General features: G+C 56.6%; 15 protein-coding genes. 11 read left to right on the forward strand and 4 right to left on the reverse strand.

The window, feature by feature from the left end; all coding sequences use genetic code 11:
* Window positions 1–30 precede the first annotated feature (30 nt).
* Window positions 31–1,239, forward strand: a complete 1,209-nt coding sequence (locus QZR14_RS26385; RefSeq protein WP_311998157.1) for a DSD1 family PLP-dependent enzyme — start codon at window positions 31–33, stop codon at window positions 1,237–1,239.
* A gap of 136 nt (window positions 1,240–1,375) precedes the next feature.
* Here QZR14_RS26385 and QZR14_RS26390 read toward each other — a convergent pair whose 3' ends face one another.
* Window positions 1,376–2,185 (reverse strand): hypothetical protein, encoded by an 810-nt coding sequence (locus QZR14_RS26390; RefSeq protein WP_311998144.1) that lies wholly within the window; start codon window positions 2,183–2,185, stop codon window positions 1,376–1,378.
* Window positions 2,172–4,454 carry an AAA family ATPase gene (locus QZR14_RS26395; RefSeq protein ID WP_311998145.1) on the reverse strand — a complete coding sequence of 761 codons (2,283 nt, stop codon included), beginning with the start codon at window positions 4,452–4,454 and terminating at the stop codon, window positions 2,172–2,174. Before QZR14_RS26395 ends, QZR14_RS26390 begins: the two co-directional genes overlap by 14 nt.
* A gap of 542 nt (window positions 4,455–4,996) precedes the next feature.
* Between QZR14_RS26395 and QZR14_RS28190 the strand changes: the two genes are divergently transcribed.
* The 10 genes from QZR14_RS28190 (at window position 4,997) to QZR14_RS26445 (ending at window position 15,219) form a co-directional block, all read left to right on the forward strand.
* A complete protein-coding gene (locus QZR14_RS28190; RefSeq protein ID WP_442967428.1) occupies window positions 4,997–5,608 on the forward strand; it encodes a transposase in 612 nt (203 codons plus the stop codon).
* 56 nt (window positions 5,609–5,664) lie between these two features.
* Window positions 5,665–7,263: a ShlB/FhaC/HecB family hemolysin secretion/activation protein gene (locus QZR14_RS26405; protein WP_311998146.1), complete on the forward strand. Its 1,599-nt coding sequence runs from the start codon at window positions 5,665–5,667 to the stop codon at window positions 7,261–7,263.
* A 14-nt stretch (window positions 7,264–7,277) separates the two neighbouring features.
* Entirely contained in the window at window positions 7,278–9,074 is a 1,797-nt protein-coding gene (locus tag QZR14_RS26410; RefSeq protein ID WP_311998147.1) for a DUF2341 domain-containing protein, read from the forward strand.
* Window positions 9,075–9,085: 11 nt separating this feature from the next.
* On the forward strand, window positions 9,086–9,511 hold the full coding sequence (locus QZR14_RS26415; RefSeq protein WP_003201710.1) for an ExbD/TolR family protein: 426 nt from the start codon (window positions 9,086–9,088) through the stop codon (window positions 9,509–9,511).
* 3 nt (window positions 9,512–9,514) lie between these two features.
* Window positions 9,515–10,219 carry an energy transducer TonB family protein gene (locus QZR14_RS26420; protein WP_311998148.1) on the forward strand — a complete coding sequence of 235 codons (705 nt, stop codon included), beginning with the start codon at window positions 9,515–9,517 and terminating at the stop codon, window positions 10,217–10,219.
* A gap of 39 nt (window positions 10,220–10,258) precedes the next feature.
* A complete protein-coding gene (locus tag QZR14_RS26425) occupies window positions 10,259–11,956 on the forward strand; it encodes a putative porin (RefSeq protein ID WP_311998149.1) in 1,698 nt (565 codons plus the stop codon).
* Between the two features lie 17 nt (window positions 11,957–11,973).
* Window positions 11,974–12,603: a DNA repair protein gene (locus QZR14_RS26430; RefSeq protein WP_311998150.1), complete on the forward strand. Its 630-nt coding sequence runs from the start codon at window positions 11,974–11,976 to the stop codon at window positions 12,601–12,603.
* A 30-nt stretch (window positions 12,604–12,633) separates the two neighbouring features.
* On the forward strand, window positions 12,634–13,104 hold the full coding sequence (locus QZR14_RS26435; protein WP_116254711.1) for a YbjN domain-containing protein: 471 nt from the start codon (window positions 12,634–12,636) through the stop codon (window positions 13,102–13,104).
* A complete protein-coding gene (locus QZR14_RS26440) occupies window positions 13,101–14,048 on the forward strand; it encodes a peptidylprolyl isomerase (RefSeq protein WP_311998151.1) in 948 nt (315 codons plus the stop codon). The genes QZR14_RS26435 and QZR14_RS26440 overlap by 4 nt, the downstream gene beginning before the upstream one ends.
* Before the next feature lie 190 nt (window positions 14,049–14,238).
* Entirely contained in the window at window positions 14,239–15,219 is a 981-nt protein-coding gene (locus QZR14_RS26445; RefSeq protein ID WP_311998152.1) for a LysR family transcriptional regulator, read from the forward strand.
* A 557-nt stretch (window positions 15,220–15,776) separates the two neighbouring features.
* On the opposite strand, the gene QZR14_RS26450 is transcribed toward QZR14_RS26445, so the two are convergent.
* Window positions 15,777–16,136: a DUF6124 family protein gene (locus tag QZR14_RS26450; RefSeq protein WP_311998153.1), complete on the reverse strand. Its 360-nt coding sequence runs from the start codon at window positions 16,134–16,136 to the stop codon at window positions 15,777–15,779.
* 570 nt (window positions 16,137–16,706) lie between these two features.
* Window positions 16,707–19,143, reverse strand: a 2,437-nt coding sequence (locus QZR14_RS26455) for an Ig-like domain-containing protein (protein WP_311998154.1), incomplete at its 5' end; no start/stop codon positions are given.

A 19,143-nucleotide genomic window follows, 5' to 3' on the forward strand; every position in this document is an offset into this window, starting at 1 on the left:
GGTGCTTTGTTGGTCGGCGTTGGCGCGTGGTTGCGGCCGGGGGATCGTGGCGCGCCTTACAGCGAATACTTCCGGGCGCTGAACAAGGAATTGAAGGAAAAGGGGCCAATGCGCCCGGTGCTGCTGATCGATCTGGATCGCCTCGATCACAACATCGATGTGGTGCTGCAGTCGGTCAGACGCGGCGGCAAGCAGTTGCGTCTGGTGGAAAAGTCGCTGCCATCACCGGGACTGTTGAGCTACATCGCGCAACGTGCCGGAACGCAGAAGCTGATGTCGTTTCATCAGCCGTTTCTCAATCACGATGCGCAGGTTTTTCCGCAGTCCGACATCTTGCTGGGCAAGCCATTGCCGGTGCGCTCGGCCGAGCTGTTCTATCAAACCCACAAAGGCCCGTTCGATCCCGCAAAGCAGTTGCAATGGTTGCTCGACGGGCCGGAGCGCCTGCAGCAATACCTCGCGCTCGCTCAGGGGTTGGGCACGCGGATGCGCATCAACATTGAACTGGATGTCGGCCTGCATCGCGGCGGGGTCAGCGACCTCACGGTGTTGGGGCAGATGCTCACGCTGATCAGCGCCAACCCCCAGCATCTGGAATTCGCCGGGTTCATGGGTTACGACCCGTTCGTGGGCATGGGCGTGCCGGGGATTCTTGGTTCGTCGGAAGAGTTGTTCGCCAGGGTCATGCTGATTTATCAGCGTTGCGTCGATTTCACCCGGCAGCAATTTCCGGCGTTGTGGCACGACGGGTTGTGCCTGAACACCGCCGGCAGCCCGAGTTATCGCATTCACGAAAACGAAAAACTGAGTACCGAGGTTTCCGTGGGTACGGCGATGCTCAAACCGACGCACTACGATTTGCCGTCGCTGACCGAGCATGTGCCCGCGACTTACATCGCCACGCCAGTCTTGAAAAGCACAGGCGCGGTGAATATTCCGGCGCTGGATGACAAGTCGAAGCTGTTGTCGTGGTGGGATCAGAATCAGCGCCAGACCTATTTCATCTACGGCGGTAACTGGATGGCCGAGTTTGAATCGCCCCAGGGTTTACAGAGCAACAGCGTCTACGGACGCAGCTCAAATCAAGAGATGGTCAATGGCTCCAACGCCGTGGGCCTGACCATCGAAGATCAAGTCTTCCTGCGCCCGACCCAGACCGAGTCCGTACTGCTGCAATTCGGCGACCTGCTGGCCGTGCGCGGCGGCAAAATCGTCGACACCTGGCCCGTGTACACTTGAAATCCAACTCTTCCAAGTAACATTAAAACCTTTGTGCAGGCTCGTTTTTGATCACTCAAGGTCGGCAACAGCTTACTTGACTTCCACGCTTCCTTCGAAGGCAACTGCTCATGGTCTTTGCGACTTAATTCTTTTCTCACACCTCTTCGAGAATAGCTTCTGTAGCTTCAAAAAATGCTTTTCGAAAAGCCGTAATAGCAGTCTCTGCAGCTGAACCGGGTTGGCAGTCTTGCTCGTGAATAGTGTCGATATGTTTTTTTAACTCGGAATTGGCGCTGACGAATATTTCGAGCTTTGAAATGTGAGTCAATAAGTTTCTACACAGGTTTTTACCCTGCGGGGTCAAGCCTGTATATATAGAAATGCAATGTGTATTGGAATGAACTCTGAAGAATTTTACATGTTCATCATAGCTATGAAATCGTGGGTGGTACATGTCCGAAAAAGCAGTGGCTGGAGGATAGTGACGTGTACGTCGGAATTTTCCTTCGTGGTGGGTCCATACGTGGTCCTTTTTTTTGCCGTTACAGTCAACGCAGGAAATGCTGAGATTGAGAATGTTGAAAGTGTGTTGCACGAATATGCTGTGGGGGAGAATGTGTTCTATTGGCTTGGCGTGAGCACTGTTTAATAACGGGCGGCGACAGTAACAGCATTGGTGCCGTTGATCTTTCTCTATAAGATCACGTATGTGGGACCTGATTGCTTTGCCCGTTACACCTGGGTTGGTTGGTGAAACGTAATCGAAAAAATCACTCCATAGAGTCGTTGTGTTTATGCCGAATCCGGACTGGCGAAGCTGATGCTCGGTGATGGCTTTTTCCATCATGGTTTTTATGTAATCCTGAGCCTCTACCAAATAGGCTTTGTCACTGATGCAATTGTTTTCGTAACTTTTAGCCAGTGCTTTTATTTTTGCGTTTGAAATTGTTTTAAATCCAGCCATGCTGATCCTCGTCACGTACTGCCATAATTGCGACCCTTGCTTTGCTTATTAATTCAAGATCACTTTTGTGTCGGTTGTCTTGGTTGATAACGGAAGAGCGTTTTACTGTTTCTTCCAGTTCCTCAAGTTGTTTTAAACTGTCGCTCAGCTCCTCTGGTTTGATGGGGTTAGCGCTATTTCTTCTCTGGATCGTCAGTGCAACAAGGCGCGCGCAACGCTCGTAGATCTCCTTGTTTAATGGTGTGTAGGTGTTAAAGATTGAGACTAGGGATGTTTCTACAGAGCGACGATTTTTTGGCTCGATATAATTTAACTTTCCGTCTTCGAGTACATAGCAATAAGTGTGTTCGAGTGCGGTGTTTGAAATAAGTAGCGGCGAGTGGGTTGCTGTTACGATTGAAGTTTGCAGTTCTTGGCAAATCATGTCGAGGATTTGAGGGAGGAGTTGCTGCCAGCTTACATGCAAGCTGATTTCTGGCTCGTCCAGCAAAAGAACTTTTCCGTATTTTGCGCTATCGATACAAAGAGTAAGCAGTGTGATGACGTTCTGTTCTCCAGAGCTTAAATCGGAAAAAAACACATAATGATCAGGGTTGTTCTTCTTGACTAATATGAGCGTGGAGGAATCTTGGTGTACTTCACGCAAACTGATGTCGTTCTCAAGGGCATCGGAGCTGATTGTGATAAGTGATTCAATGTCGACGGTGGCGCGTTTTTTTGAATGTGGTTTCGCGCCCAAAAAAAGATCTTGCGTAAAACTCAGTAATTCTAAACAGCGTAAAAAAGTTCGTAATTTATTAGTGTCGCAGCAAACTCTTGAGAATGATTTTGGTATCATGTCAATGAGCTGGTTTCTGGATGTTTTAGTTGGGGAAAAAGAATTGAAGTGTTCCTCGTCTTTAGGGTTTGGAAATCGGTTGGATTGCGAAAGCGTAATGCCGGTGGAAGATCTCTTTTCTTCTATTAGTTGGGTTGCCAAGTTTCCGAGCAGTACGCTTTTGCCAGCACCGTTATTTCCAATGATATACAAACTTACTGCTTCTTTTGGGCTTAGTTTTTCAATGAGTTCTAAGCTGTTGTAATCCGCAGTTGGCGACGTCTGATGTGTGAGATTCACATATTTGTTGACGTTGAATAAGTTGTGGCTGTAGGCGGGGGTTCTATTAGTTGTTTTGCATAGTCCATTGATATCCCGATAGCCATTTCTGAACTGGCTATTAAGTATGCTTGTCACTTTCTGAGGTGTGTTGTTCGGTGGTGAAGATTCAAATCTCCAGGAAAGATAAATGGCTGCGGCCAATATCGATCTCTCAATTGCATCAAGAGAGATTATCGCAGGGTTGTCAGAAATGTTGATGTAGAGCGTCTGTTTTCTTTGGTTGGGCGTATTGTTGATGATGATAAATAAAAACTTTCTCGCGCGACCCTGATAGTAACTGTCGAAAGCTATAATAGCTTCGATTTTTTCTCTGTGGGAAGACCATTGGTGCTTGAATTTCGCAGAGTTGGCCACCCTTGCTGTGCGCGTCAATATATAAAAACCCTCGTCACGGGAACCTTCAGAGATTCTCTTGTATATCTCTTCCGAGGTCATTTTGTTGATATGTTGCTCTTGATTAGAACGTCCGGCTTCTTGGGAGATAGCGTCGATCAGGTAAGCTTGATCAGTGTTCGGAATAGAAAACTCGTCAAGATCTGAGACGAATCGAGGAAGAATTGAGTTGCAGTTAAGCTTTAAGTTGATTAGCTCTTTTTGGTCGATTGCTATTTGTCCGGACATCAGGAATGAATATTTTATTCCATGGTCGCGGACACCGAGCGTCAGATCGGCAATGTTGGGTAATACATCAATTACATCGTGGCGGGTGTGGTTGAAAATAAAGCCGGCGAAACCAGATACGATTTTACAGTGTCGATGATCAAGTCCCGTTATAAGCTCAATCAAACGATCGACAATATAATTAAGCAAGTCCGTAAGGTCGATTTTGTTTAGGGTTTCTAGTGGGCGGCTTAGCAGGTAATGAGTTAATGCTAGAAGTTCATGATTTACTGGGAAAGAAAAATCTCTTGCCCACTTCTGAATTTCGTCGATCTGCCGGGAAGACTCATTTCGGCCTTTGGCTGCTGGCTGGTTGCTAAGAATTAGATGAGAAACTATTGAAGCGCACGCGTAGAAAAAATCTTTTTCTGAAACAGCTAGTAGGCTAGGTGTATTTTTAATCTTTCTTAGAATTGAGAGTGATCTCAGTTCGCGTGTGTCGTAATACATAATTAATATCCGAAATCGTTTCTATAATGTTAGGCGGCTTATTCATCAGCCAAGAAACTGAAACTGCGGGAGTTTTTTCTTGAGTGGCATATTGATATCAGTTTTTCAGTGTGCTGCGCAAGGTCCGAGTCGAAATCTCAGTTGTGCGTTTAAGCAAAGGCAGTGATTTCGTGTCATTTTTACTGGAAGTTATAGGGTTATCGCTCGATGCAGGTGGGATAGTTAATGGAGGTGTGTACCGACAATATCATCGAAATTAATCGCTTTGAATTTGAGGCCAAGTCTGCCGCTATCCCTATAAGAGTCCGCCGGTTCGAGGAGGCTTCCTGTCAGCCATCATCAATTTGGCTGACACACCAAACCCGCCCAACATAATGCTCCAGGTACGACGCAAAAATCGCGTAATACCCTCCCTCTGTAATGAAGCTTTTATGACAAAAGTTCGGTAGCACATCGCCAGTCCGGTCATGCCTATGTAACGCGCTTGAGGGGCCCTACGGGGCGCTTTTCACAAGCCGAGGCGGGACGCCGGGAGTGAGGCAATGGGGACTATGGAACGCTACTCGAAAGTGGGCATGCAGGAACTCGATCAACGCCTGTCGAAGATCGTCGAAGCGGCGCGCAAGAAGCCGGTTTCGGTGTATCGCTACGGCGCGCCGTGGGTCTGGATTGTCTCGCAGGATGACTGGCAGGGCGCCTTGAAAGAGGTCTCCAGCTACATTCCGCCGGGGCATTCGCTGGTGTTGCTGCGCCCGCAGATCGACGACTTGCTCAACGCCCACCGCGAACTCCTGCACGACCTCAATGCCGAGCCGGGCATGCTGATTCCCGCGCAAACGGTGATGCACATCCTGCTCCTGCAACTTCTGTATTCGGTGCCCAGCGAGCAGCAGCTCTACGAACAGCTCAATTACAACCTGCTGTTCCGCTGGTTCGTCGGCCTGGGCCTGAACCAGAAAGTCTGGAGCTTCAACGCCCTCAGTCGCGACATCGCCACGTTGCTCAACGAGCCACGGGCGGTGCTGCTCATTCAAAAAATCATCGGCGAAGTGTTCTGCGGCGCGTTGCTGCAAATGCCCGAGTTCTCCTTGAACTTTGCGCTTTTGCACACGTGGCTGGGCAAACACGCCTGCGCCTCGACAGCCAGCAATTGACGCCATACACGCGGCGTTCGAAACGCCAACAGGTCATCGCGAATTCAGGGGGTAGTGTGGAACCGATTTTCAAGTCACGGCTGGCGCTGTGGGGCTGGCTGCTGGTGACGGCGGGCGCGCAGCCGGCGTTGGCCGAAGAAGCTGCCGAAAGCGCTGCGGCTCAGCGCCTGGTCGACGTCAATGAATACTTCGTGCGCGGCAACACCGTGCTCGATGCGCGGGCGATTGAAGAGGCGGTGTACCCGTTTCTCGGCCCGCAAAAAGCCCTCAGCGATATCGAAGGCGCACGCGATGCGTTGCAGAAAGCCTATCAGGAACGCGGCTACCAATCGGTGTTCGTCGAGCTGCCGGAGCAAGCCGTGGCCGACGGCATCGTTTATCTGCAAGTCAGCGAAACCAAGGTCGGCCGCGTGCGTGTAGTCGGCGCCAAGCACTATTCGCCGCTGGACATCCGCGACGACGTTCCGGCGCTGAAAGAAGGCGAGGTACCGGATTTCGCCAAGGTTCAGGGCGAACTGGCGCAACTGAACAAAACCCCGGGCCGGCAAGTCATGCCGCTGGTGCGCGAAGGTCAGCGCCCCGGCACCATGGACGTCGATTTGCAGGTCGAAGACCAGAACCCGTGGACCGCCAGCGTCGGCCTCAACAACGACTACAGTGCCGACACCGAAAAGCTGCGCACCGTCACCAGTCTCGGCTACAACAACCTCTGGCAACTCGGCCACAGCATCAACCTGACCTACTTCACCGCGCCGCAGGAGACCGACAACGCCAAGGTCTGGTCGGGCTCCTACACCGCGCCGCTGAGCGAGCGCTGGAGCGTGCAGTTCTCCGGTTACCAGTCCGACAGCAACGTCGCCACCATCGGTGGCAGCAACGTGCTCGGTAAGGGCCACAGCTACGGCGTCTCGGCGATTTACACGCTGCCGTCGAGCGGCAACTGGTCGAACTCGCTGTCGGCCGGCATCGACTTCAAGGACTTCGACGAACGCCTGACCCTGTCCGGCGAGAGCGACAAAGTCCCCCTGCAGTACGCGCCATTCACCTTCGCTTACAACGGCTATCGCTACAGCGAAAAGAGCCAACTCGGCCTCGGCCTGAGCCTGGTGGCAGCCACCCGCAGCATTTTCGGCTACGGCAGTTCCGACGAAGATTTCGACTACAAGCGCTACCGCGCCAAGCCGAGTTTTGCCGTGCTCAAGGGCGACACCAATTACACCTGGACCTTCGACAGCGACTGGCAAAGCGCAAGCAAAGCGGCGTTCCAGTTAGCGTCGGGGCCACTGGTTTCCAACGAACAATTCTCCGCTGGCGGCGCGACTTCGGTGCGCGGTTATCTGGCCGCCGAACGCACCGGCGATGACGGCTTGCTGCTCAGCCAGGAACTGCGCACGCCGTCGCTGGCCAAGTACGCCGGCACGTGGATGCAGGACTGGCGTTTCTACGCCTTCGCCGAAGGCGCGCAACTGTATCTGCGCGACGAACTGCCGGACCAGGACGCCAATTACGCCCTGGCCAGCGTCGGCCTCGGCACCCGCGCCAGCCTGAGCAAATGGCTGTCTGGCAGCCTCGACTGGGGCTTTCCGCTACTCGAAGGGCCGAACACCTCGAAACAGGAATCGCGCCTGCACTTCAACCTTCAAGCCACTTTCTGACAAGGAGCACGTTCATGCAGCGCCTCTTCCTTTCGTTGTTGATCTGCCTGGGCTTCGTGCTCCCGGCCACGGCTCAGGCCTGGTGGCAGGACGACTGGCACTACCGCAAACAGATCGCCGTCGACACCACGCCGCAAGGTGCGGCGATCAATCAGGCTCTTGGCCGCACTGCGCTGCTGGTGCGCCTGCACACCGGCAACTTCACTTTCGACGGAGTGAAAGAGGACGGTTCGGACCTGCGCTTTGTCGCCGCCGATGACAAAACCGTGCTCAACCACCAGATCGAAAGTTTTGATGCGCTGATGGGCATGGCACTGATCTGGGTCGATGTGCCGAATGTCGAGGGCGGTCAGCGCCAGGACATCTGGATGTACTACGGCAATCAGAAGGCGCCGGCGACCGGCAACGGCCAACTGACCTTCGACCCGAATTACACCGCGCTCTATCACTTCGACGGCGCCACCGGCACCCCGGCCAAAGACACCACGGCCTACGGCAATACCGCACAAAGCGCGACCGGTGCGGCGATTGACGGCGTCGTCGGGCGCGCCTTGCAGTTCAGCGGCCAGCCGTTGTTGCTGCCGGCCAGTCCTTCGCTGCAACACAACGCCGGTAGCGCGTTCACCTTCAGTGCGTGGCTGCGTCTGGATCAGGCCAGTGGCGAGCAACTGATTCTCGCTCGTCGCGAAGGCGCCAACAGCTTGCTGATCGGTGCGAGCCAAGGCGTGCCGTTTGTGGAGATCGATGGCCAACGTGCTGTCGCCACACAAGCGCTGAATCCGGGCCAATGGCAACACGTTGCGCTGACCGTTGAAGGCGCCAAAGTTACCCTGTACATCAATGGCCGCGAAGGCGCGACGCTCGCCCAGGCGATGCCGGCCTTCAACTCGGTCATGGCGATCGGCGCCGATCTGCACGAGGGTTCACTCCAGCCCTTCGTGGGCGCTATCGACGAACTGCGTCTGTCGAAAGTTGCCCGTCCGGCGCCGCTGTTGCTGGCCGACGCCACCTCACAAGGCGCCGAGTCGAAACTGGTCGCTTACGGCGTCGATGAAGAGCAATCCGGTTTCGGTTTCGGCAGCCTGGGCTTCCTGCTCAACGCGGTGCCAATCGACGCCTGGGTAATCATCGCCGTGCTGGTGCTGATGATGTTCCAGTCGTGGATCATCATGCTGCGCAAAAACCGCAGCCTCAGCCGCGTCACTGCCGCCAACGAAGACTTCCGTGTGCAGTTCGCCAAGGTCGGCACACGTCTGGAGATGTTCGCCGACGACGCGCAACTCACCCAGCGCTTGCAGCATTCGTCGCTGTGGCGCCTGTACCTGGTGGCGGTCAAAGAGATCCGCACCCGTCGCGAACAGGGCGCCGATACCTCGTCGGTGTCTGCGGCGACCATCGAAGCCATCCGCTGCTCCATGGACGGCGTGCGCACCCGTGAAAACCAGCAACTGAGCTCGAAGCTCTCGACCCTGTCCAACGCCATCGCCGGCGGCCCGTACATCGGTCTGCTCGGCACGGTGCTGGGGATCATGGTGGTGTTCCTCGGCACGGCGATGGCCGGTGACGTCAACATCAACGCCATCGCTCCCGGTATGGCCGCCGCTTTGCTCGCTACCGCCATGGGCCTGTTCGTCGCGATCCCGGCGCTGTTTGGCTACAACCGCTTGATTACCCGCAACAAGGAAGTCAGCGCCGACATGCGCGTGTTCGTCGACGAGTTCATCACCCGACTGGCGGAGATGCACGGCGAGAGCCAGTTCAGTGAGGCGGCGCATCGCGGCCATCACGCCAACCACTCCGTACCGGCCTGAGGAGCACTGACATGGCGTCTGTAAATGCCTCCCACGACGATGATGACGATGCCGCGGTGGACAGCATCAACATCACCCCGCTGGTCGACGTGCTGATGGTGGTGCTGGTGATGTTCATCCTCACCGCCACCGCACAGGTTTCCGGGATCCAGATCAACCTGCCCAAGGCCAGCGCATCCGTGTCGCTGTCCGAGGCCAAGACCAAGGCGATTTCGGTCAACGACGGCGGCCAGGTGTTTCTCGATGCCTACCCGGTGACCCTGGCCGAACTCGAAGAACGTCTGCGCATCGAGAAGGCGCAGAGCCCGGATTTCCCGGTGATCGTGCGCGGCGACGCGACCGTGCAATACCAGAAAGTCATCGAAGTGCTGGATCTGTTGCGCCGGCTCGAACTGTCCCAGGTCGGTCTCGTCACCGGCAAACCGAGTCAGGGCTGAGTCATGACTGCACAACTTCCGATCGAGCCACTGCCGGTGAAAAAACCAGCGCTGCGTTACGCGAAGTGGGGCGCCGGATTGCTCATCGGTGCGCTCGCCGCATGGTTTCTGTGGCAGTGGGCCAATGACATGAGCGGCATCCGCCGCGAAGCGCCGAAGGTGCCGACGATCATTCCGTTGCCGCCACCGCCACCACCGCCGCCGGAAAAACCACCGGAGCCGGAAACCCCGGTGGAAGAAAAAGTCGTCGAGCCGGAGCCAACGCCGGAGCCGGAGGAGGTCAAGCCCGAGGAAGAAGCGCCGCCATCCCCGGCGGATGATCTGGCCAACCCGATGCAAATGGACGGCGATGCGCAGTCCGGCAACGACGCTTTCAACATCGGCGCGGGCAAGGGTGGCGGCATGGCTGGCACTGGTGGCGGGCGTCTGGGCACGGGGACGTACAGCCAGTTTCTGGCGTTCACCTTCCAGCGTTTGCTGCGTGAGAACCCTGAGCTGCGCAACCTCGCGTTCTCGCTGCAGGCCGATGTCTGGCTGAGCAGCGTCGGCGAGATCACCCGGGTCGAGCTGATCAAGCCCAGCGGCAACCCCGAAATTGATAAGCAAGTGCTGGCCGCGTTACGCGGTGCGCCGGCGCTGAGCGAACGGCCACCGGCCTCCATCACGTTGCCTGTGCGCCTGTCCCTGCAAGGACGGCGTCCGGGTTAATTCACTTATTTACGCTTCGGCAAAAGGAGTTGTGTGCAGATGATTTCCAATGTGAATCGATTGTCCCTGGCGGTCGGCATGGTCATTGCGACCCTGGTCGGTCAGGCCGTGGCAGCGCCTGCGCCCTCGGAGAACGCCACGATCAATCTGATCCGCTTGCTGGTCGAGCAGGGCATTCTGAAACAGGACAAGGCCGACGCGCTGATCGCTCAGGCGCAGAACGAAGCGGCCCAGGCGAAGCAAGCAGCGGCATCCACCGCCGTCGCGGCCGGGCCAGTGGCGGCGCCGGGCGATGTCCGTGTGCAATATGTGCCGGCAGCGGTGCGTGACCAGATTCGCGACCAGGTCAAAGCCGAAGTCATGGCCACCGCCAAACAGGAAAACTGGGCCGCGCCCAACAGCTTCCCGGAATGGGCAGCGCGCATCAGTTTCGACGGCGACATTCGTCTGCGTGACGAATCGCGCTACTACTCGGACAGCAACAGCAACGAGATCGTCGACTTCGCCAAGCTCAACAACAACGGCCCGTACGACGTAAACCCGAACAGCAGCACCAATCTGCCGCCGCTGCTCAACACCCGCGAAGACCGCACCAACCAATTCCGCATTCGTGCGCGGCTGGGCATGAAAGCGGAGATCTCGCCGCAATGGACCGCCGGCATCCGCATCGGCACCGGCTCGGACAACAACCCGGTATCGACCACGCAAAGCCTCGGTGGCGGCTTCGCCAAGAAAGATATCTGGCTCGATCAGGGTTACCTGAACTGGAAGCCTACGGATGAATTGACCCTGACCGGCGGGCGCTTCGCCAACCCGTTCATGTCCACCGACATGCTCTATTCCAACGACTTGAACTTCGACGGCGTGGCGGCGATTTTCGACCACAAACTCAACCGTGAGTGGGGCGTGTTCGGCACCGTCGGTGCGTTCCCGGTGGATTACACCAACGACACCGCCAGCAGCAACGGCTTCGACAAAGAAGAGAGCGACAACAAGTGGCTGTACGGCGCGCAGATTGGCGCCAAATGGGCAATCAACAGCAACAACCGTTTGAAAGGTGCACTGGCTTACTACCGCTTTGACGACATTCAAGGCCAGCGTTCCAGCCCTTGCGAACCGTGGGCCGGCGCGCCGGGCTGCGACAGCGACGGCAGCCGCGCGGCGTTCATGCAGAAAGGCAACAGCGTGTTCCTGCTGCGTGACATCACGCCGAACCCGCTCAACCCGACCACCACGCCGCAGCCGCAATTCGTCGGTCTCGCTTCCGAATTCAATCTGCTGGACCTGAACGTGGTTTGGGACGCCGACCTGCCTGAAGATTTCAAACTGCGTAGCCAGGGCAACTACATCCACAACCTCGCGTATGACGAAGGCGACATGCGCAAACGTTCGGCCGGGCAAATCGTCAACAACCTCGACAGCAACGGCGACATCGAAAGCGGCGCCAATGCGTGGATGGTGCAGTTCACCCTCGGCAGCGCGCTGGACCTGAAAAAGCAGGGCGACTGGAACATGTTCGCTGGCTACAAATACATTCAGCCCGACGCCTTGCCGGACGGCTTCAACGACTCGTCGTTCCACCTCGGCGGCACCAACGCCAAGGGTTACTTCATCGGCGGCAACTACGGTCTGGCGAAGAACGTTTACGCCACCGGTCGCTGGATGAGTACCGAAGCGGTGTACGGCGCGCCGTTCGACATCGACGTCTTGCAGCTTGAGATCAACACGCGCTTCTAAGGCGCCGGGAGAGGGTTATGAAAACGCGATTTGTGTTGCTCGGGCTCGGGCTGTTGATTGCCACCGGGGTGCATGCCGAAGGCATGGAAGAACGCCTGCGCACGCAATTGCGCAGCACCACGCAACAGTTGCAGGCCCTGCAAAGTCAGCAGGCCCAGGCCAGCGCCGCGCAACTGGCGGCGCAAAACGAAGCCAAGGCTGCGCAGGCGCAAATCAAGCAATTGAGCGCTGAACTGGCCAAGGCCAAAGGCGTCGCTGAGCAACTGGCCGGGCAGCAGCAGAGCCTGCACAGCCAGGCGCAGGCGCAAGTGGCGGCCAGCGCCGAGCAGACCGGCAAGTTCAAAAAGGCCTATGACGAGTTGCTGGTGCTGGCCCGTGCCAAAGAGGCAGAACGGTCTAAGCTTCAAGCGCAATTGACTGAACGTGACACACAAGTGCAGCAATGTTCAGTCAAGAATCAGCAGATGTACGGCGTCGCCAAACAGATCCTCACTGCCTACGAAAACATCGATGTAGCCGAGGTGATGAAGATCCGCCAGCCCTTCGCGGGCAGCGCCCGAGTCAAGTTCGATGAACTGGCCCAGGGGTTTGGTGATGACCTCTACAAGACTCAATTCGACGCGCCACAAGCCGCGCTCTCGCACTGATTTAAAAGACTGATAAACAAGGAAGAAACAATGACTCAATTGATCAGCCACGTATCGCCAAAATCCCTGACCGAAGTCCTGCAAGCCGCCGGTTATCGTGTCAATGAGACCGAGCAGAACGGCATCGTCCAGTTGCTCAGCGCTAGCCAGGGCATCGGCTACGCAGTACGTTTTGGTAATCCGGCGGTGGAGCAGGGCAGCTACGTCGACTTTACTTTCAGCTGTGCGCTGCGCGTGCAGGGTGAGTTGCCACAGGGTGTGGCCGAACAGTGGAACGCGAGCCGTCGTTTTGCGCGGTTGTCGTTGCAGGGCGAGTTTCTGGTGATGGAAATGGATGTGGTCGTGGCGGCGGGCGTGAGCAACGATCACCTGCGTGGCAACCTGGAATTGTGGGATCGCCTGTTGCAGGAATTCATCGTTTATCTGCGTGATTTCACTCAGGCAGCGCAAGCATCCACTTCTAAAGCGGCTGTCGCCGAGCAAGAGGAAGTCGCGCTGTGAAAAAGCCTGCCATGGTGATCAGCGTTGCGGCAGTGGCGCTGTTGGTGGTGGCCGTGGCGCTGGTGGTGCGGCCGGGCAGTGACCCGGTCGCCGCCCAGCAATCGTCGCCCGTAGCGGCGGTTGCAACGGGGCCGGCGGTGGCGCGGTTGGGTAATCAGCAGGTCACCCCTGCGGAACTTCAGGCCTTGCTGGCGACAGTCCCGCCAGAGACCCGCGAACAATTACGCGGTAATCGTGAGGCGCTGGAGCGCTGGATTCGCACGCGTCTGGCGGAAAAAGCCGTACTCGAACAGGCCGATGCCCAAGGTTGGGCGCAACGCCCGGAGGTTGCGCGGCAGACCCGGGCGGCGACTGAGCAGATCGTGTTCCGCGATTACTTGCGTTCGGTCAGCCAGGTGCCGGCGGATTACCCGAGTGCCGCTGAACTGCAGCAGGCCTATGACGCAGGCAAAGCGAACTGGCAGACACCGGCGTTGTATCGGGTCAGCCAGATTTTCCTTGGGCTGAGTGATCCGCAAGGTCTTGAGGCGGTGCGCAAGCAGGCCACTGAGCTGAGCAAGAAAGCTCAGGCGACGCCGGCGGAATTTGCTGCACTGGCGACACAATATTCGCAGGATCGTGTCACTGCTGAACGTGGTGGCGATAGCGGTCTGCAACCGTTGCAGCAACTGGTGCCAGAGGTACGTGGTGTCGTGGCGCGGCTCAAGGTTGGCGCGGTTTCCGATCCCGTCCAAAGTGCTGCCGGATTCCACGTGATCAAACTCACCGAGCAACAGCCAGCACGCACCGCGACCCTCGACGAACTGCGCGATCAACTGACCCAGGCCTTGCGCACGCAGCGCCAGGAGCAGATTGCCCAGGCGTATCTGGACGGCCTGCTCAACACCGCTACGCTGAGCATCGACGGTGCTGAACTCAACAAAGCCCTGGAGGAAAAACGCTGATTTCACCTACACCACAAAACCACTGTGGGAGCTGGCTTGCCAGCGATGGCGGAGTGTCAGGCACAAATGAAGTTGGATGTGCCGGCCTCATCGCTGGCAAGCCAGCTCCCACAAGGTTCTCCACTAGGTTCAGAAATAGTTGGAAAGTGCTGGAAGCCACCAAAATACAAAGATCGACAGGGAGTCATCGATGTCATTCACCGAACCCGCAGGACGACAGGGCAACCCCGATTACCATTGGCCGCACGACCACAGCGAACCGTGGCTCGCACACGCCGCGACGATTGACGCCGACGTCGCGCAATACTTCCTGGTCAGCGCCCGCTGCGGCTGTTTCATGCAAGCGGCGCGCAGCCTCAACGTGCGCGCGACCTTGCTGCGCAAACAACTGGCCCAGCTTGAGCAAGAACTGCAACACACTCTGTTCAGCTTTCAGGGCAGCGCCTTGAGTCTCACCCGCGAAGGCCAGCAACTGCAGGCCAAACTGGTGGCGCTGGCCAACGAGCGCAAACTGCCGGTGATCGAACAGCCGCTGATTCGCCTCGCCGTCGCCGAATCGATCCTGCACGACATCCTTGGCCGCGACCTCATTGCCTTGTTGCGCCGCAACGCCAGCGTACGTCTGGAAATCATCGCGCTGGACAGCGAATTGTCCCTGCGTGCGGTCAGCGCCGACATCGTCCTCTGGCTCGCCCACGGCGAAACCCCACACCCCGGCCCGACCTTCGCCACCAGCGAACCGCAAGCGCTGGCGCGCCTCGACTACCTGCCGCACATCGCCAAACGCTACTCCCGCGTCACCGCCCGCCCGGACACGCCTGATGACCTCGCCGACTTCATGCTGGTGCAATGGCAACACGACCGGCAGATCGACAGCTTTCGGCCGTGGAATGAACTGGTGGAACAGCGCTTGGCCGGGGTGGTGCAGATGCAGTCTTATGAGTTGATGCTGGAGATGATTCGCTGTAGCGCGTGCATTGGGTTGTTGCCGGCTTACATGAGCCGCTTTGATCGGGGCCTGATCGCACTGCCGGGGTTGTTCGACGAGCCCATGCAATTGCAGGCCTGGCTGGCCGTTAATGCCGAGTCGCAGAATGTGGCTGAAGTGCAGACTCTGACTGACCTGATCCACCACACCTTCAACGAACGCCACGAATGGTTTCAGTCCTGAACGAGATTCCCTCTGGAAACCAGCCTGCTGGCGATGACTATCATCACTGATGAGATGTGGGCACACCGCGAACCCTGTGGGAGCTGGCTTGCCAGCGATGGCGGCCTGCGAGCCGACCGATCTCTTGCTGATGCACCCGGTTCAACTGTAGGAGTGAGCCTGCTCGCGATGGCGACTTCACAGGCACCGCCGAATAGTGGCCATACCCCTAAACCGTTGACGGCAGCGGTGTGATGATTCGACTTGCCAGCGATGCCAGCCTGACAGCTGACGCATCGACAAACGCGACACAAAAAACAAACCCGCCGCCCCGATAAGTCGGAACGGCGGGTTTCGTTTGTCTGAAGATTGGCTGCGCCTGTCATTCAGCCTTCGCAGGCAAGCCCGTTCCCACACATTCGGCGGTGTAAGCGCAGCCGTGTGATCGACAGAAATTGATCGTTCCCACGCGCAGCAAAGGAATGCAGCCCGGGACGCTCTGCGTGCCTTCCAGAGCCGAACGCGGAGCGTCCGTGGAGGCATTCCCACGCGGGAGCGTGGGAACGATCTGACCCGAACTAATCCGGCAACTCCAGATTATCCATCACCCGATTCACCGCCAATTCACCAAGCATGATCAGCTGCGCGATCCCCAGCAGCGTTCTGCGCTGCGATGCGGGGATGAGGTGGGCGAAGTCATGGGCGATGGTTCTGGCTGAAGCGAGTGTTTCGCTGGCGTCGGCCAGCAGTTCTTCGTTTTTGAAGTCTGCGGTAACGGCGTACATTCGGCGGGTTTTGCGTGGCGTTGGGGGGGAGCCGGGTGGGCAAAGGTAGTGATCGAGGGCGCGTTCGGCGGCGTCGTTGAGTTTTTTTGAATCGATGGATTCGTAGGGGGAGGCGAGGTCGGTTTCGGGTGGGTTTGGCGTTGGTTTGATCATATGAAGCTCCTTGATTGCTGGAGCCGCCACATTCGCTGCGAAACGAAGAGAGGTGGCAGCTGTACGCAGGTTCGCAGACCGGGAATCAAGGTACCCGGCATACCCGAAGGTATCCCGCGCACAGCCGCCATGAAGCACCATTGCCTTTAGTTGATGGCAATGAACTGAAGCGCTGTGCGCCTTGATTGATCCGGGCTGCGAAACCCGATCGCTGATTCGTCAGCGACCGATCCACAATAGAACCCGACCCCAAAGCGCACAAGCCGGCGGATTCTGGCGTAGCTGTAGGCAATGGCGCAAGAATTTGTAGCCTCGGAGACGTGTCTTGGGGTGTCTTTTAAACACCTGAGTTTAAAAGGCGATTTGAATTGACTTAACTGACCCCTTCGCGAGCAGGCTCGCTCCCACATTTGGAATGCATTTCCCTGTAGGAGCGAGCCTGCTCGCGAAAGGGCCATCCCGGTCAGCGGAAAAATTCCGGTCAAGCCTCACTGTTTAAATCACTGGTTAAATAAATCTGTCCCCTTTGTGCTGTCCCCTTTGTGCTCCCGACATCGCCAAAAGACACGATTAAACAGGGATCATGGCTACCGCACTATCGCGAGACAAATCTGAGCCAGCAACAGTAACCAGTAGAAGGGCCTGAGTTGAAAGAGAAGTGAGGCTATAAAATTGTCTAGTCGATCCAGTGTAATGAGTTCCTAGTTCGCCATCATTTGAGCACAAGCGTTGCAGTGTGTGCATTACATATTCTCCGCCGTTGATACCACCAACAGAGGCAATCCAAGCATTTCCTTGTGCGGACGTTACGGTGCCACGGCGGATTGTGATGCGATGAACATTGGTCACGTTCACTTCGTAGGTTCCTGAATTCAATCTCGCGTCAGTTACAGTGATTATTGATTTGCCTTTGTTTACGCTGGTTATTTTTCCAGAGGAATCGACTGATGCGATTGATGGATTGGATGACGCGTAACTAACCGGTTCTGCTGCTACTGTCGGACGGCGAGTTTGCGTGGTACCTGGTTCTACAACGCCCGATTTTTTCCACCTGGGTGAGTTGGATGGATCCAGAATCAAACATAAACCATTGAGATTCATGGGCGACCGATCCAGTGTGAATGCTTGCACGGTGACCTTCCACGCGGTCGAGACAGCTCCAGAACCGTATACTGCTTTAGCGGTGAATGTGTGCGAGGTAAGGCTCAGACCTGTAATCAGCTTTTCCCAAATACCCGATGTAGCGGTGACTTCACCTATGGAAGTCGTACCGTCGAATATTTCGACGTTCTGACCGATGCTGGCGCTGCCTTTGAGTGTTAGAGATGTACTCAGAGTGTTTGTATTCTTTGGCACTACCACCCCTTTGTCGTCCAATACATTGTCCAGTGTTGGAGCGGTGGCTTCCGTTACGGTCAGTGTGCGCACGTTTGACCATTGTAGGGACGGAGTATAGAGCGATCCTGCGTATAACCTCCGGGCACCCACTGCAACAGTAATCGACAACTCCCATATGCCTGTTGTTGTCGAGGCTGTGGCCACCCCCTTGGAGGTGTGGCTCGGGCCGTTTCCTTCAAAAATTTCGACCTCCTGACCGTAGCTCGCTGTGCCTTTGAGTTTCAACTGGGTGCTGACGGTGAATTGACGATCAGGTACCTCGATGCCTTTGTCATCCAGCACATTGTCCAGCGTCGGCACTACCAGCGCGACCACAACAACATTGCGGGTATTCGAGGGTGTGCCGTCCTTGCGTCGGGCGCTAAGTTTGTAGGTATTCCCGACAACGAGTCCGGTCAGTTGGAATGTCCATTCCCCCTTTGAATCTACTTGAATTTCGGTATTCGGCATCACCGCGCCGTTATTGGCCAGATCGATTTTTTTGCCCGGGGTGGCCTTACCACTCAGCGTGACCGCTGTTTTTACTGTCGGGCTGCCGTGTGGGATTTCTTCCCCGCCGGGCGATTCCTTGATTGACTCAATAGTCGGCAGCACCTCTACGACGTTTTTGACCGTATAAGTCCGCACCGGAAAACTCAGCGCGAGGTTTTCATCCGTGCTGCGGTCCGGCGTTGCCATGAAAGACACGTTGAGTGGGCTGAGATCCTTTAACGACTGCAGGTCAGCCAAAGGCAAGGATGCATCGAGATAACCTTGCGATATCCAGGTCCCGTTCACGGCGTTACTTGGGCCTCTCCACACGACGCGTTTGTACTCGGTATCATCTTTTTTGGTGCCCTGTACCTCCATCCAGACACGTTGGCCACTGGCAATGTGCGGCCAGAAACCGCCACGAAGAGTGGCCGCAGCAGTGAGCGTCGACACATCCAGCTCAGTGCCGTTACCACCGCCGGCCGCCTGAATGATCTTCGGTGAGTGCGAAAGATCCACGCGCAGTTGCAACACCGCCAACGTACGAATCTGCGAGTCTTTCGGTTCCTGGGTGCCGCGTGTCATGGCGTAGTCAAGGGTGATTGACTTGTCGAGGTTGAAGGCGATCACCGAGACGTCCAGCGGAATTTCCTGCGGGCCGACGCGGGTGACCGGCCATGGATCCGTGGTGTGCGAACCGGCAGGCAGCGTTCCGGGGGCGCCGGTCCATTTGACGATAATCTTGTCGCCGACCAGCATGCCGTCATAGTCGATCACTGCGGTCAGTGTGTTCTGGGCATTGAGCGGGTCGAGGCTGCTGTCGTTCGGGGCTTCCTTGATTTTCGGCGCTTTCAGATCCAGCGCCACGCCGACACTGAACTTCAACGTATCCGAATAACTCGTCCCGCCCGCCGCGCGTTCGATCTCGTACTTGACCTCGACCGTGCCGCCTTCATTGCCCTTGATCATCGCTGCCGGGATGGTGAACGGCACTTCCTTGCCGGCGGTGAATTCGTTCAGCTTGATCGAGTCGGGGTATTCGCCGGTGATCGAGCCGAGCCAGGACATGAAAATTTCATCGTCTTTGACCGTTTCCTTGTAGATCACGGTCGCGGTGGTGCCGGCGGTGTCGGCTGGC

The organism is Pseudomonas sp. rhizo66, from assembly GCF_031931925.1.
Taxonomy (GTDB): Bacteria; Pseudomonadota; Gammaproteobacteria; order Pseudomonadales; family Pseudomonadaceae; genus Aquipseudomonas.